Annotated in this window: 15 protein-coding genes; 13 read left to right on the plus strand and 2 right to left on the minus strand. The window is 54.5% G+C overall.

Translation table 11 applies throughout. The annotated features are described in order from the left end of the window. Nucleotides 1–37 precede the first annotated feature (37 nt). The 4 genes from ugpA to ugpQ are packed head-to-tail and all read left to right on the plus strand — an operon-like array spanning nucleotide 38 to nucleotide 3580. Entirely contained in the window at nucleotides 38–925 is an 888-nt protein-coding gene (ugpA, locus tag MUU51_RS11255; protein ID WP_159769525.1) for a sn-glycerol-3-phosphate ABC transporter permease UgpA, read from the plus strand. Further along, the gene (gene ugpE, locus MUU51_RS11260) at nucleotides 922–1767 is read left to right on the plus strand and encodes a sn-glycerol-3-phosphate ABC transporter permease UgpE (RefSeq protein ID WP_258967775.1); all 846 of its coding nucleotides are present in this window, start codon (nucleotides 922–924) and stop codon (nucleotides 1765–1767) included. The genes ugpA and ugpE overlap by 4 nt, the downstream gene beginning before the upstream one ends. A 5-nt stretch (nucleotides 1768–1772) precedes the next feature. Further along, the gene (locus MUU51_RS11265; RefSeq protein ID WP_258967776.1) at nucleotides 1773–2846 is read left to right on the plus strand and encodes a sn-glycerol-3-phosphate import ATP-binding protein UgpC; all 1074 of its coding nucleotides are present in this window, start codon (nucleotides 1773–1775) and stop codon (nucleotides 2844–2846) included. Next, nucleotides 2843–3580: a glycerophosphodiester phosphodiesterase gene (ugpQ, locus tag MUU51_RS11270; RefSeq protein ID WP_258967777.1), complete on the plus strand. Its 738-nt coding sequence runs from the start codon at nucleotides 2843–2845 to the stop codon at nucleotides 3578–3580. Before MUU51_RS11265 ends, ugpQ begins: the two co-directional genes overlap by 4 nt. An 11-nt stretch (nucleotides 3581–3591) precedes the next feature. Here the strand turns inward: ugpQ and MUU51_RS11275 are convergent, their stop codons facing one another. Then, the gene (locus MUU51_RS11275; protein WP_159769537.1) at nucleotides 3592–3999 is read right to left on the minus strand and encodes a DUF2756 family protein; all 408 of its coding nucleotides are present in this window, start codon (nucleotides 3997–3999) and stop codon (nucleotides 3592–3594) included. Nucleotides 4000–4124: 125 nt separating this feature from the next. On the opposite strand from MUU51_RS11275, the gene ggt reads away from it, so the two are divergent. From ggt to MUU51_RS11295, 4 genes are all read left to right on the plus strand, one after another. Continuing rightward, a complete protein-coding gene (gene ggt, locus MUU51_RS11280; protein ID WP_159769540.1) occupies nucleotides 4125–5876 on the plus strand; it encodes a gamma-glutamyltransferase in 1752 nt (583 codons plus the stop codon). Between the two features lie 213 nt (nucleotides 5877–6089). Beyond that, nucleotides 6090–6386, plus strand: a complete 297-nt coding sequence (gene tssD, locus MUU51_RS11285) for a type VI secretion system tube protein TssD (RefSeq protein WP_258967778.1) — start codon at nucleotides 6090–6092, stop codon at nucleotides 6384–6386. 69 nt (nucleotides 6387–6455) lie between these two features. Further along, nucleotides 6456–8075 carry a T6SS phospholipase effector Tle1-like catalytic domain-containing protein gene (locus MUU51_RS11290; protein ID WP_258967779.1) on the plus strand — a complete coding sequence of 540 codons (1620 nt, stop codon included), beginning with the start codon at nucleotides 6456–6458 and terminating at the stop codon, nucleotides 8073–8075. Next, a complete protein-coding gene (locus MUU51_RS11295) occupies nucleotides 8072–8755 on the plus strand; it encodes a DUF2931 family protein (protein ID WP_258967780.1) in 684 nt (227 codons plus the stop codon). The genes MUU51_RS11290 and MUU51_RS11295 overlap by 4 nt, the downstream gene beginning before the upstream one ends. A 51-nt stretch (nucleotides 8756–8806) precedes the next feature. On the opposite strand, the gene yhhY is transcribed toward MUU51_RS11295, so the two are convergent. Continuing rightward, entirely contained in the window at nucleotides 8807–9301 is a 495-nt protein-coding gene (yhhY, locus tag MUU51_RS11300) for an N-acetyltransferase (RefSeq protein ID WP_258967781.1), read from the minus strand. Nucleotides 9302–9713: 412 nt separating this feature from the next. Here yhhY and MUU51_RS11305 point away from each other — a divergent pair, with 412 nt between their 5' ends. The 5 genes from MUU51_RS11305 to gntU all read left to right on the plus strand — a co-directional run bounded on the left by MUU51_RS11305 (nucleotide 9714) and on the right by gntU (nucleotide 14670). Then, on the plus strand, nucleotides 9714–10751 hold the full coding sequence (locus tag MUU51_RS11305) for an oxidoreductase (RefSeq protein ID WP_258967782.1): 1038 nt from the start codon (nucleotides 9714–9716) through the stop codon (nucleotides 10749–10751). 124 nt (nucleotides 10752–10875) lie between these two features. Then, on the plus strand, nucleotides 10876–11571 hold the full coding sequence (locus MUU51_RS11310; protein ID WP_159769555.1) for a pirin family protein: 696 nt from the start codon (nucleotides 10876–10878) through the stop codon (nucleotides 11569–11571). Between the two features lie 102 nt (nucleotides 11572–11673). Then, nucleotides 11674–12669 (plus strand): gluconate operon transcriptional repressor GntR, encoded by a 996-nt coding sequence (gene gntR, locus MUU51_RS11315; protein WP_159769558.1) that lies wholly within the window; start codon nucleotides 11674–11676, stop codon nucleotides 12667–12669. Between the two features lie 130 nt (nucleotides 12670–12799). Next, nucleotides 12800–13330: a gluconokinase gene (gene gntK / locus MUU51_RS11320; protein WP_110511836.1), complete on the plus strand. Its 531-nt coding sequence runs from the start codon at nucleotides 12800–12802 to the stop codon at nucleotides 13328–13330. Then, on the plus strand, nucleotides 13330–14670 hold the full coding sequence (gene gntU / locus MUU51_RS11325) for a gluconate transporter (protein WP_258967783.1): 1341 nt from the start codon (nucleotides 13330–13332) through the stop codon (nucleotides 14668–14670). The genes gntK and gntU overlap by 1 nt, the downstream gene beginning before the upstream one ends. The last annotated feature ends 1 nt before the right edge of the window (nucleotide 14671 follow it).

A 14671-nucleotide genomic window follows, 5' to 3' on the forward strand; every position in this document is an offset into this window, starting at 1 on the left:
TGCCGCCACCCGGCATTTTCTGGAAAAGAGTCTATCTATGTCCTCATCCCGTCCGGTATTTCGCTCGCGCTGGCTGCCCTATGTTCTGGTCGCGCCGCAGCTCGCCATTACCGTCATTTTCTTTATCTGGCCTGCGGGCGAAGCGTTGTGGTATTCGCTGCAGAACGTCGATCCGTTCGGGCTTTCCAGTGAATTTGTCGGCTTCGATAATTTTATCGCCCTGTTCCACGACAGCTACTACCTTAATTCCTTCTGGACCACCCTGAAATTCAGCGGCATGGTCACTATCAGCGGTCTGCTGGTGTCGCTGTTTTTCGCCGCGCTGGTTGATTATGTGGTACGCGGTAGCCGTATCTATCAAACCCTGATGCTGCTGCCGTACGCCGTCGCACCCGCCATCGCCGCGGTGCTGTGGATTTTCCTTTTCAACCCCGGTCGCGGGCTGATCACCCACTGGCTGGATATGGTGGGCTATAACTGGAACCACGCGCAAAACAGCGGTCAGGCGATGTTCCTGGTGGTGTTCGCCTCGGTGTGGAAGCAAATCAGTTACAACTTCCTGTTCTTCTTTGCCGCATTGCAATCCATTCCTCGCTCGCTGGTGGAAGCCGCCGCCATTGATGGCGCAGGCCCGGTGCGCCGCTTCTTTGCGATTGCGCTGCCGCTGATTGCCCCGGTGAGTTTCTTTCTGCTGGTGGTCAATCTGGTGTACGCCTTCTTCGATACCTTCCCGGTGATTGACGCGGCGACAGCGGGCGGCCCGGTGCAGGCCACCACCACGCTCATCTACAAAATTTACCGTGAAGGGTTTGCCGGACTGGACCTGTCCGCGTCGGCGGCGCAGTCGGTAGTGCTGATGGGGCTGGTGATTGTGCTGACGGTGGCTCAGTTCCGCTACGTAGAAAGTAAGGTGCGCTATCAATGATTGAACATCGTCGCGGGCTGACCTGGTTCAGCCACATCATGTTGATTCTGGGGATTGCAGTGATCCTGTTCCCGCTGTATGTCGCGTTTGTCGCGGCCACGCTGGATGACAAAGCCGTTTTCGCCACACCGATGACGCTTATCCCCGGCTCGCATCTGCTCGAGAACATGACGCTCATTTGGTCGCGTGGCATCGGGGCCAACAGCGCGCCATTCTGGCTGATGTTGCTCAACAGTTTCATCATGGCGTTTACCATCACGGTAGGCAAAATTGCGGTGTCGATGCTTTCCGCCTTTGCCATCGTCTGGTTTCGCTTTCCGCTGCGTAACCTGTTCTTCTGGATGATTTTTATCACCCTGATGCTGCCGGTTGAAGTGCGAATTTTCCCGACGGTGGAAGTGATAGCCAACCTCAAATTGCTCGATAGCTACACCGGGCTGACGCTGCCGCTGATGGCCTCGGCCACCGCCACTTTCCTGTTCCGCCAGTTCTTTATGACCCTGCCGGATGAATTGATGGAAGCGGCGCGGATCGACGGCGCGTCGCCGATGCGCTTTTTCCGCGACATCGTGCTGCCACTGTCGAAAACCAACCTCGCGGCGCTGTTTGTTATCACCTTTATCTACGGCTGGAACCAGTATCTGTGGCCGTTGTTGATTATCACCGACGCGAATCTTGGCACGGCGGTGGCGGCTATCAAAGGGATGATCGCCACCGGGGAAGGCACCACGGCGTGGAATCAGGTGATGGCGGCGATGCTGCTGACGTTGATCCCGCCCGTTATTATCGTATTAGCCATGCAGCGTGCGTTTGTCCGCGGCCTGGTCGACAGTGAGAAATAAAAAAGATGGCAGGACTGAAACTACAGGCTGTAACCAAGAGCTGGGATAACGGCAAAACCCAGGTGATCCAGCCGTTGACGCTGGACGTGTCCGACGGCGAGTTTATTGTGATGGTTGGCCCGTCAGGCTGTGGCAAATCGACGCTGCTGCGCATGGTGGCCGGGCTGGAGCGCGTGTCCAGCGGCGATATCTGGATTGACCGCCAGCGCGTGACCGAGCTGGAGCCAAAGGAGCGCGGTATCGCGATGGTGTTCCAGAACTACGCCCTGTATCCGCACATGAGTGTGGAAGAAAACATGGCCTGGGGCCTGAAAATTCGCGGCATGGGCCAAAGCCATATTGCTGAGCGGGTGAAAGAGGCGGCGCGCATTCTGGAACTGGATGCGTTACTCAAACGCCGTCCGCGCGAGCTGTCCGGTGGGCAGCGCCAGCGGGTGGCGATGGGGCGCGCTATCGTGCGCGATCCGGCGGTGTTCCTGTTCGATGAACCGCTGTCTAATCTCGATGCCAAACTCCGCGTGCAGATGCGCCTTGAGCTGCAACAATTGCACCGCCGCCTGAATACGACGTCGCTGTACGTAACGCACGATCAGGTTGAAGCGATGACCCTTGCCCAGCGTGTGCTGGTGATGAACAAAGGCATTGCCGAGCAAATTGGCACCCCGGTTGAAGTGTATGAAAAGCCTGCCAGCCGCTTCGTGGCGAGCTTTATCGGCAGCCCGGCGATGAACCTGCTCGACGGGCGCGTGAGTCCATCGGGCACGCATTTCGAACTCGACAGCGGCATGGCGCTGCCCTTGAACTGGCTCTATCGCGGCTACGCCGGACGCAGCATGACGCTGGGTATCCGTCCGGAACATATTGCGCTAAGCTCGCAGGCCGAAGGTGGCGTACCGTTGGTGATGGATACGCTGGAAATTTTGGGTGCAGATAACCTCGCGCATGGTCGCTGGGGTGAGCAAAAAATGGTGGTGCGTTTACCGCATCAGCAGCGCCCGACGGCAGGCACCACGCTGTGGCTGCATCTGCCGGAAAATCATCTGCACCTGTTTGATGGTGAAACAGGACAACGAGTATGAACAACTGGCCTTATCCCCGCATCGTCGCCCACCGTGGCGGCGGTAAACGGGCTCCGGAAAACACCCTTGCGGCGATTGACGTGGGCGCGCGCTACGGCCACACGATGATCGAGTTTGACGCTAAGCTGTCAAAAGATGGGCAGATTTTCCTGCTGCATGACGACAATCTCGAGCGCACCAGCAACGGCTGGGGCGTGGCGGGTGAACTTGAGTGGAACAAACTGCTGCACGTTGATGCCGGAAGCTGGTTTAGCAGTGAGTTTAAAGGCGAGCCGCTGCCGCTGCTTTCGCAGGTGGCGGAGCGCTGCCGTGAGCACGGCATGATGGCCAATATCGAAATCAAACCCACCACCGGCACTGGGCCGCTGACCGGTAAAATGGTCGCCCTGGCGGCGCGTGAGCTGTGGGCAGGCATGACGCCGCCGCTGCTCTCATCGTTTGATATCGACGCGCTGGAAGCCGCACAACACGCGGCACCTGAACTGCCTCGCGGGCTGTTACTCGATGACTGGCGCGACGACTGGCAGGCGTTGACCACGCGGCTGGGCTGCGTGTCGATTCACGTTTATCACAAGTTGCTGGATGAGGCGCGGGTGAACATGTTGAAAGCGGCGGGGCTGCATATTCTGGTGTACACGGTGAACAAACCCCAGCGGGCGGCAGAGCTGCTACGCTGGGGAGTGGACTGCATCTGTACCGATGCGATTGACGCTATCGGGCCGGACTTCCGTTAAGGCCCATCGATTTAACGAGAAAGTGGCTGCGGGTTAGACGGCGTACTCAGCAGGTCGCCGTTCTGAGTCTGCGGCAGCATGTGTTGCTGTGAACTGTTCAGCGTTCTGTCGCTATTGCTGCCGCTTAGCATTCCGCCGTTGGTATTCGGCAGCACCTGCTCCCCCGGCTGGCCGTTCAGCACCCGCTGCTGATTGCTGTTCATCTGCGTTTGCAAATGCTGCTGCTGAACCTGGTTTTGGTTCTGTAGCTGCTGATTCAACATCCCTTTCTGCTGTTGCTGCTGCGTATTCATTTCAGTCTGCATTCGCTGCTGGCTGGGGATCACATACCCCGGCTGGTTGGGGTTGTTGGTAGTATTGATTGGCTGTGCTAAAACGGCAAACGGCATGAGTGCCGCAAGAAAGAATAACCTGTTCATTGTGTCCTCCTCCCCGAAAGGGGCTTCCCTTAAGTTTACCTCCAATTGTCCATTTCGATGATTTTTTAGGAATTCTGAACCAGGCTTAAGCGGGAACACAACACCCCATCACCTGGAGAATAACAATGACAGAAACGCGTTTTTGGCGCGGGGCGGCGATTGCTGCTCTGCTGGCAGGAGGGACGTTCAGCGTGGCGGCGACGGAGCCGTCGCCCGCTGCACCGCCGGTGTCTTACGGTGTGGAAGAGGATGTTTTCCACCCGGTGACGGCCCAAAAGGGCATGGTCGCGTCGGTGGATGAAACGGCGACGAAAGTCGGCGTGGAGATACTGAAACAAGGCGGGAATGCGGTGGATGCCGCCGTCGCCGTGGGTTATGCGCTGGCGGTCACGCATCCGCAGGCAGGGAACCTCGGTGGCGGTGGCTTTATGTTGCTGCGCACTAAAGACGGCAAAACCACATCGATCGACTTCCGTGAAATGGCCCCCGCGCAGGCCACTCGCGATATGTTCCTCGACGATCAGGGTAACCCCGACAGCAAAAAATCGCTGACCTCCCATCTGGCATCCGGCACGCCGGGTACGGTGGCCGGTTTTTCGCTGGCGCTGAAAGAGTACGGCACGATGCCACTCAATAAAGTGGTACGCCCGGCGATTAAACTCGCGAAAGAGGGTGTTATCGTCAACGATGCGCTGGCCGATGACCTGAAAACCTACGGCAGCGAAGTCATTCCCAATCATGAAAACAGCAAAGCCATCTTCTGGAAAAACGGCGAGCCGTTGAAAAAAGGTGACAAGCTGGTGCAGGCCAATCTGGCGAAAAGCCTGGAGATGATTGCCGAAAACGGCCCGGAGGCGTTCTACAAAGGGGCGATAGCCGATCAGATTACCGGGGAGATGAAAAAGAACGGCGGGCTGATAACCAAAGAGGACCTGGCGAATTACAAAGCGGTGGAGCGCGAGCCAATCAGCGGCGACTATCGCGGTTATCAGGTGTTCTCCATGCCGCCGCCGTCTTCCGGGGGGATCCATATCGTTGAAATCCTGAATATTCTGGAAAACTTCGATATGCATAAATACGGCTTCGGTAGCGCCGATGCGATGCAAATCATGGCGGAAGCCGAGAAACATGCTTACGCCGATCGTTCGGAATACCTCGGCGATCCGGATTTCGTCAAAGTGCCGTGGCAGGCGCTGACCAGCAAAGCCTATGCAAAATCCATCGCCGATGAAATTGATATCAATAAAGCCAAACCGTCGAGCCAGATCCGCCCCGGAAAACTGGCGCCATATGAAAGTAACCAGACCACCCATTTCTCGGTGGTGGATAAAGACGGGAATGCGGTGGCGGTGACCTATACGCTCAACACGACCTTTGGCACCGGCATCGTGGCGGGCAATAGCGGCATCCTGATGAACAACCAGATGGACGACTTCTCAGCCAAACCGGGCGTGCCGAACGTGTACGGCCTTGTCGGCGGGGATGCGAACGCCGTCGGGCCGCATAAGCGTCCGCTGTCCTCGATGTCACCGACTATCGTCGTGAAAGACGGTAAAACCTGGCTGGTAACCGGCAGCCCGGGTGGTAGCCGCATTATCACCACTGTGCTGCAAATGGTGGTGAATTCTATCGACTTTGGGATGAACGTCGCCGAAGCGACTAACGCGCCGCGTTTCCATCACCAGTGGCTGCCGGATGAGCTATGGGTGGAGAAGGGCTTTAGCCCGGATACACTGAAGCTGCTGGCGGATAAAGGTCAGAAGGTGGCGGTGAAAGAAGCGATGGGCAGCACCCAGAGCATCATGGTTGGTCCGGATGGTAAGCTGTATGGCGCATCAGATCCGCGTTCAGTGGATGATTTAACGGCGGGGTACTGATTCACGTTGTGGCCCGATAAATAACGGTCGGGCCACATTTGTTATTTTAATTAATTTTGTGACTGTCATTTTCTTGATTACTATTACAGGTTGAACCATTAAAAATAAAATCAATAATCGCGCTCATTATTTATATCGGGGGGGATAAAACACGCCTATTATCCCTGTATTGATAGTGGTCATTTAAAACCGTAACAAGCCAGGGATGCCAGGATGAGTGATATTATTTATTTAACCCTTGAAGGAGAGTTTCAAGGAAAAATATCTGCAGGCTGTGGCACGGCGGCCTCAATAGGAAACCGTTATCAGCACGGACATGAAGATCAGATATTTGTGTTTAGTTTGTCAGGGGCGATGGTCAACACCGGGATGGGCGTCAATCACCAGGGCATTCGCTTCTGTAAAACGTTGGATAAATGCACCCCGCTGCTGATGAACGCCATTAACAATAATGAAAGCCTGAAAATGGTATTTGGTATTTACCGAATCAATAGAACCGGCCATCGGTAAAAATATTATCGTATTGAATTACGGGGGGCCAGGCTCCAGGGTATCCATACCCGAATTGTCGTAAATGATATGGATTATGAATATATTTCGCTGAGCTATGACTATATTCTTTGCCAACATATTATAAGCGGAACCGAGTTCAGTTATCTGGTGACGCCGGATAACTACAACGCTCTGTTCCCGGTGGCGCTGAAAATTGTGGCGCCGCCGGAACCACCCGTTCGCCATATCACGTTGGCGATCGGCGTTTTCTTTGATGGTACCGGCAATAATGCGGTGAATACCCGAAATATGCAGGCCGCCTTTACCGCACAGCATTTTGATCTCAACAACCCGGATGCACAAAGCATTCTTACGAGGAATGCATCTGAACAAATGGGCGTCAGCGGAACCGGGGCGACGAGCTATCTGGGCGATTACTCGAATATTCACTGGTTGAATGAGTTGTATCGGCATGAATTCCCATCTGAGAGCTGTGACCTTCAAGGTAAAATTTATGTGGAGGGGATTGGTACGCGGGCTGGCGAGCCTGATGATTTTACTGGGCTGGTGTTTGGCACTGCCGATACGGGAGTTGTTGCCAAAACGGATGATGCGGTGGCGCAGTTGGCGGCATCAATAACAAAAGCGCTTTCGTTCCTCGACGGCAAACTTATCGTCGACACATTGCAGTTTGATATTTTTGGCTTTAGCCGTGGGGCGGCGGCGGCCCGGCACTTTGCCAATCGGATCCAGTCTGAGGATCGCGCCATCATCAATGCCATCGCCGCTGGGATGAAAGATGTTTCCTATAGCGGACCTGCCGTAGGGCAGACCCGCTTTATCGGCCTGTTTGATACCGTCGCGGCGATTGGTACGCCAACCAATGGGTTGAATCCCCATAGCGCCGACACCGGGGAGGTTAATCTCCGCCTGCGTCCAGGCGTGGCGCAGAAGGTGTTTCAAATCACCGCACAGAATGAGTGTCGCTATAACTTTGCCCTCAACAGTGTCGCCCCGGCCTGGCCGGAGCTGGCGCTGCCGGGTGCGCACTCCGATATCGGCGGCGGCTATTTACCGCAGGTGCATGAAGACCTGTTTATCACCCGCCCGCAGGTGGAAACCTTGCCCTTGAACCAGCCGGGTGAGCAGTCACGGACTTACCATCAGATGATGGCGCAACTGCGGGTGATGGAGCACTCCCCATCGATTATGCCAATCATTCGCACCAACCCTATTACGCCAGACATTTGGGCTGACAACAATGCGCCAACCGATCGCTATGGGCAAATGCAAAAACGCAGTTTTGCCGCACTGACGCTGCGCCAGCGGGTGGTCAAAAGCGACTGGTCGAAGGTGGTACTGCGGGTGATGCTCGACGCGGCGAAAGACGCGGGGGCGAGGTTTGATGCAATCACAAAGTTTAAAGAGCTTGATCTTCCTGCCGATCTTGCGCTGTTCGGTGAGCGTGCTAAGAAAATGGGAAAAGCGGCCCGTTTAAGAGAGTCAGTAAATGGGTTTAGTCCTGAGGAAATCGATGCGATCGCCAAAGACTATATCCACTGTTCGGCACACTGGAATGCCGTCACCCTCAACGAATCGGGAGAGCTGCAGGGCGGGACATCTGCTTCTGAGCTGATTGGGTTTGTTAATCGACCGGATGAAGGGTGGCTTCGAACAATCTATAACATGGACGGTAAAAAAAGATGAAATTACGAAAAACTCTAATCGTTACGTTACTGTTCGCCGCTGCCGGTTGTAGCGGCCCCAAAACGTACCCCTTACAGTCAAAACAGGCGGCCAGCGGCGACTGGACGTTACCCTATGGCGAATGGTCTTTCTACTTTCAAACACCTGCGGGTCTGCCAGCACAGGTATCCTTTGCCCGGGTCATTGATACCGATGGTTATCTTTACACTTTCAACACCCTTGATGGTACGGGCGAAGATCCTGATTCGATTGGTAAGTGGGCAAATATGAGGGGAGGTGGATTAGTTCATTTCAATAAAGTCAAAAAGCCACCGCAGTATATGGTGTTTTGCTGGGATTCGTTGATTGATAAAAAAACCTATGAAACCAGCGTGGTGTTTTCCCCTGAGACCTGGCAGCAGATGAAAACCCCGGTCGATCAAAGCGATGGGGGGAGACACTCCGACTGGTATGACTATATGGTTTTTGGCCTGGCTCCGGAAGGAAAAGTCAGGATTGGTTTGCCTGATACTGCTAATTACCCCACCCCCCTGATCAAGCCGATCAACCTGCAAACCCGTTCTGGCGCAGATCTGACTCTCTGTAAGGGGAAAACCAGACACCCGGACGGTTATGATGACATCGAGTCCATTCAGAATTTTATTAAGGGGAAAACGTATCCCTATGGGGATTGGGATTAATTCCGGCGACTTGCCGGGTGTTTGACGCCCGGCGATCTTCGTTCCAATGGATCACTTCATCCGCGCCATAAAATACGCATCCACGTATTCGCCGTTGCGCAGGGCAAAGTTTTTACCAGTGCCTTCCACTTCGAACCTGAATTTGCGGTACAGGCCGATACCTGACGGATTATCGACGAACACCGTCAATTCAATCCGCTCCACGCGCAGCCAGTTATCACACAGATTCACCATCTCACGCAGCAGCGCACTGCCGACGCCCCGGTTCTGAAATTCCGACGCGACACTGATGCCAAAGGTGGCAACATGGCTGCGTCGTGGATTTTCCATCACGTCCAGCACCAGATGGCCGACTACCCGTTCGTCGATGCAGGCTACGAGCTGGCGTCTGTTGGGTTTACGCATCACGCGTTCGTGCCACATCTCCATCGAAGGATGAGGAATTTGTAGCGTCGAGTGATATACATCCGCATGCGTGTGCATTTGATGTAAAGCTGCCGCGTCGGTGGCTTCAACGTGGCGGACGATTATCTCACTCGTGTTCATTCCTCTTCTCCTTCGGTTAGTTGTCCCCTTTAACATCTCCGAGTCACAAAATTTCGTCAACCGCTGATTTTTATCAAAAAGGGGTAGACAAGTGCGAATGATAATGATTATTATTGCCATGCGTTCAGGGAGACCCCTACGGAGAACCTGAAAGCACGACATTGCTCACATTGCTTCCAGTTTATAGCCAGCCTCGCGCTGGCTTTTTTTTGCCCGTCTTATTTGACGCCGTAGCGGCGTTGGCTGCGCTCACTTACCCCAGTCACTTACTCCAGTAAGCTCCTGGGGATAAGCTCTCTTGCCGCCTTGCTACAACGCCAACTAATTTGGGCAAAATGGAGAAAATGGAGATGTCTGCTTTCCCTGACTTCAAGTATGGTAAGTGGAATTCAAAGTCAAAAAGGACTGAGCCATGACCCTACATTGTGCATTTATTGGTTTTGGAAAAAGTACTACCCGTTATCACCTCCCTTACGTTCTCAAGCGCAAAGACAGCTGGCATGTGGCGCATATTTATCGTCGCAGCCCGAAGCCGGAAGAGCAGCATCCGCAATATCAGCACATTCATTTCACCAGCGACCTGAACGACGTGCTGAACGATCCGCAGGTCAAGCTGGTGGTGGTCTGTACGCACGCCGACAGCCATTTTGATTATGCGAAACAGGCGCTGGAAGCCGGGAAAAACGTGTTGGTGGAAAAACCGTTCACCCCTACATTAGCTGAAGCGAAAGTGCTGTTTGCATTGGCAAAAGAGAAAGGGCTGACGGTCACGCCGTATCAGAACCGTCGCTTTGACTCCTGCTTCCTGACTGCGAAAAAGGTGATTGAGAGCGGCAAACTCGGCGAGCTGGTTGAAATTGAGAGCCATTTCGACATGTACCGTCCGGTGGCGGAAACCAAACCGGGCCTGCCGCAGGATGGTGCGTTCTACGGTCTGGGTGTACACACCATGGACCAGATAATCTCTCTGTTTGGCCGCCCGGATCATGTGGCCTACGATATTCGCAGCCTGCGTAACAAAGCGAATCCAGACGATACCTTTGAAGCCCAGCTGTTCTACGGCGACCTGAAAGCGATCGTCAAAACCAGCCATCTGGTGAAAATCGATTACCCGAAATTTATCGTTCACGGCACCAAAGGTTCGTACCTGAAATACGGTATCGACCAGCAGGAAACCAGCCTGAAAGCCAATATTATGCCGGGCGAACCAGGTTTTGCCGCGGACGACAGCGTCGGTCAGCTTGAGTATATGAATGCTGAAGGCGTGATCGTGCGGGAAGAAGTGAAGCCGGAAATCGGTGACTACGGCCGTGTGTACGATGCGCTGTATCAGACGCTGAAAAATGGCGCACCGAATTACGTCAAGGAATCTGAAGCTCTGACCAATCTGGAAATCCTCGAGCGGGCCTTCGGGCAGGCTTCTCCCGCCACGATAACCCTCGCGAAATAAGCGGATTTGGCTCCTCTGAAGTTGTTCATAAATTTTGAACAGAGGAGTCAATTTTCACCCACTATCATCCTTAACGGTTCCGGTCCACACTAACTCCATCGAAATGAACACGGAGTTAGACATCATGATTTTCTTACGCAAAGCAAACGAACGTGGCCATGCAAATCACGGCTGGCTGGACTCCTGGCATACCTTCTCGTTCGCCAATTATTACGATGCGAATTTCATGGGCTTCTCTGCGCTTCGCGTCATTAACGACGACGTGATTGATGCCGGTCAGGGCTTCGGCACTCACCCGCACAAAGACATGGAAATCCTGACCTACGTGCTGGAAGGGGCCGTGGAGCACGAAGACAGCATGGGCAATAAAGAGCAGGTGCCCGCCGGTGAATTCCAGATCATGAGCGCCGGGACCGGCGTGCGTCACTCGGAGTACAACCCGAGTAAAACGGAAAAATTGCACCTGTATCAAATCTGGATTATCCCGCAGGAAACCGGCATTACGCCGCGCTATGAGCAGCGTCGTTTTGACGCCGAGCAGGGCAAACAGCTGGTGCTGTCGCCAGATGCGCGTGACGGTTCCCTGAAAGTGAACCAGGACATGGAACTCTATCGCTGGGCGCTGTTGAAAGATGAGCAGTCGGTGCATCAGATTTCGGCTGACCGTCGGGTGTGGATCCAGGTGGTGAAAGGCAATGTCTCTATCAACGGCACCCAAGCCACTACCGCCGATGGTCTGGCGATTTGGGATGAACAGGCGATTTCCGTCCATGCCGACAGCGATGCTGAAATTCTGCTGTTTGATCTGCCGCCGGTATGATCCTGATTAAATAAATTTCAGAACCTTTCCCCAATGGGGGAAGGTTCTGCTGCGTCCATGATAAACTGAGGAAATGTTTCCCCCTTTATCAGCCTCCGGACGATGAAAAAGAAAAGACCCGTACTTCAGGATGTTGCCGATCGCGTCGGCGTGACCAAAATGACGGTCAGTCGTTTTCTGCGTAACCCGGAACAGGTTTCCGAGGCGCTGCGCGGTAAAATAGCTATCGCTCTTGATGAACTGGGTTATATCCCCAACCGCGCCCCGGATATTTTATCCAACTCGACCAGCCGCGCGATTGGTGTCCTTCTTCCTTCACTGACCAACCAGGTTTTCGCGGAAGTGCTGAAAGGCATTGAAAGCGTGACCGATGCCTGGGGCTATCAGGCCATGCTTGCCCACTATGGCTACAAACCGGAAATGGAAGAGGAGCGTCTGGAATCGATGCTCTCCTGGAATATCGATGGTTTGATCCTTTCTGAGCGCACCCACACTGCACGCACCCGCAAAATGATTGAAGTGTCCGGCATTCCAGTGGTTGAACTGATGGACAGCCAGTCGCCGTGCATTGATATCGCCGTCGGTTTCGATAACTTCGAAGCCGCCCGCCAGATGACCGCCACCATTATTTCGCGCGGCCATCGCCACATCGCCTATCTTGGCGCACGGCTTGACGAACGCACCATCATCAAACAGCAGGGCTACGAGCAAGCGATGAACGAAGCGGGCCTCACGCCCTACAGCGTGATGGTTGAACAGTCATCATCGTATTCCTCCGGGATTGAGCTGATGCGCCAGGCGCGTCGTGAATATCCGCAGCTCGACGGTATTTTCTGTACTAATGATGACCTTGCGGTTGGTGCGGCGTTTGAATGTCAGCGCCTGGGCTTAAAAATCCCCGACGATATGGCGATTGCCGGTTTCCACGGCCACGATATCGGCCAGGTGATGGAGCCGCGTCTGGCGAGCGTACTGACCCCGCGTGAGCGAATGGGGCGCATCGGCGCTGAGCGCCTGCTGGCGCGCATTCGTGGTGAAATTGTTACGCCTAAGATGTTAGATTTAGGTTTCACATTGTCACCAGGCGGATCAATTTAAACTGACAAGTTTGAAGTAGATCACACAACGCAGTTTATCGTCCGGATGGTTATTGCTTATCCACAAGCTGGGCAGGACAATGTTACCGATAACAGTTACCCGTAACAAACCGACCTGTGGGAGCAACGCTTTGAGCACGACTAACCATGATCACCATGTCTACGTTTTGATGGGCGTCTCTGGTAGCGGTAAATCTGCCGTCGCCAGCGAAGTGGCCTATCAGCTGCACGCCGCGTTTCTTGATGGTGACTTCCTCCATCCGCGCAGCAATATCGTCAAAATGTCCTCTGGCGAAGCGCTGAACGACGACGACCGCAAACCGTGGCTGCAGGCCCTGAACGATGCCGCTTTCGCGATGCAGCGCACCAATAAAGTGTCGCTGATCGTCTGTTCAGCTCTGAAAAAAACCTACCGCGACCTGCTACGCGAAGGCAATCCGAATCTCTCCTTTATCTACATGAAGGGCGATTTCGACGTTATCGAAAGCCGCCTGAAAGCGCGTAAAGGCCACTTCTTCAAGACCCAAATGCTGGTCACGCAGTTTGAAACGCTGCAAGAGCCGGGCGCGGACGAAGCCGACGTGCTGGTGGTCGATATCGATCAGCCACTGGAAGGCGTTGTCGCCAGTACCATAGAGTTAATCAACAAAGGCAGTAAGTAGTGACTACATTAACGCTTGTTTTAACAGCAGTTGGCTCCGTATTGCTGCTGCTGTTTTTAGTGATGAAGGCGCGTATGCACGCCTTCGTTGCTTTGATGGTGGTGTCTATTGGTGCAGGGCTTTTTTCGGGGATGCCGCTCGATAAAATCGCTGACACGATGCAAAAAGGGATGGGCGGTACGCTCGGCTTCCTCGCGATCGTGGTCGCGCTGGGGGCAATGTTCGGAAAAATTCTGCATGAGACCGGCGCGGTCGATCAGATTGCCGTCAAAATGCTGAAGTCCTTCGGACACAGTCGGGCGCATTATGCGATAGGCCTCGCAGGGCTTATCTGTGCGCTGCCGCTGTTCTTCGAAGTGGCTATTGTGCTGCTGATTAGCGTCGCGTTTTCTATGGCGCGTCACACCGGGACCAACCTGGTGAAACTGGTGATTCCTCTGTTTGCGGGCGTGGCTGCGGCTGCAGCGTTCCTGCTGCCTGGGCCCGCGCCGATGCTGCTGGCTTCGCAAATGCACGCAGATTTTGGCTGGATGATTTTGATTGGCCTGTGCGCAGCCATTCCGGGGATGATTATCGCCGGGCCGCTGTGGGGTAATTTCATTAGCCGTCATGTTGAGCTGCACATTCCGGACGATATCTCCGAGCCGCATCTGGGCGAAGGAAAAATGCCAAGCTTTGGTTTCAGTCTCGCGCTGATCCTGCTGCCGCTGGTGCTGGTCGGCCTGAAAACTATTGCCGCTCACTTTGTGCCGCAGGGTTCTACGGCGTATGAGTGGTTCGAGTTTATCGGCCATCCATTTACCGCCATCCTCGTCGCGTGTCTGGTGGCGATTTACGGCCTGGCGATGCGTCAGGGGATGCCGAAAGACCGGGTGATGGAAATCTGCGGTGCGGCGCTGCAACCAGCGGGTATTATTCTGCTGGTGATCGGGGCAGGTGGCGTATTCAAACAGGTACTGGTGGATTCCGGTGTGGGTCCGGCGCTCGGTGAAGCACTGATCGGCATGGGCCTGCCGATTGCCATTACCTGCTTCGTGCTGGCGGCCGCGGTGCGCATCATTCAGGGTTCCGCTACCGTTGCGTGTCTGACGGCGGTCGGTCTGGTGATGCCAGTCATCGAGCAACTGCATTACAGCGGTGCGCAGATGGCCGCTCTGTCTATCTGTATCGCAGGCGGTTCAATCGTTGTGAGCCACGTAAACGACGCGGGGTTTTGGCTGTTCGGTAAGTTTACCGGCGCGACCGAAGCGCAGACGCTGAAGACCTGGACGCTGATGGAAACCATTCTGGGGACCGTGGGCGCGATTGTCGGGATGATTGCGTTTACGTTGTTGAGTTAGA

The sequence above is a fragment of the Scandinavium manionii genome (genome assembly GCF_024764775.1).
Lineage (GTDB): Bacteria > Pseudomonadota > Gammaproteobacteria > Enterobacterales > Enterobacteriaceae > Scandinavium > Scandinavium manionii.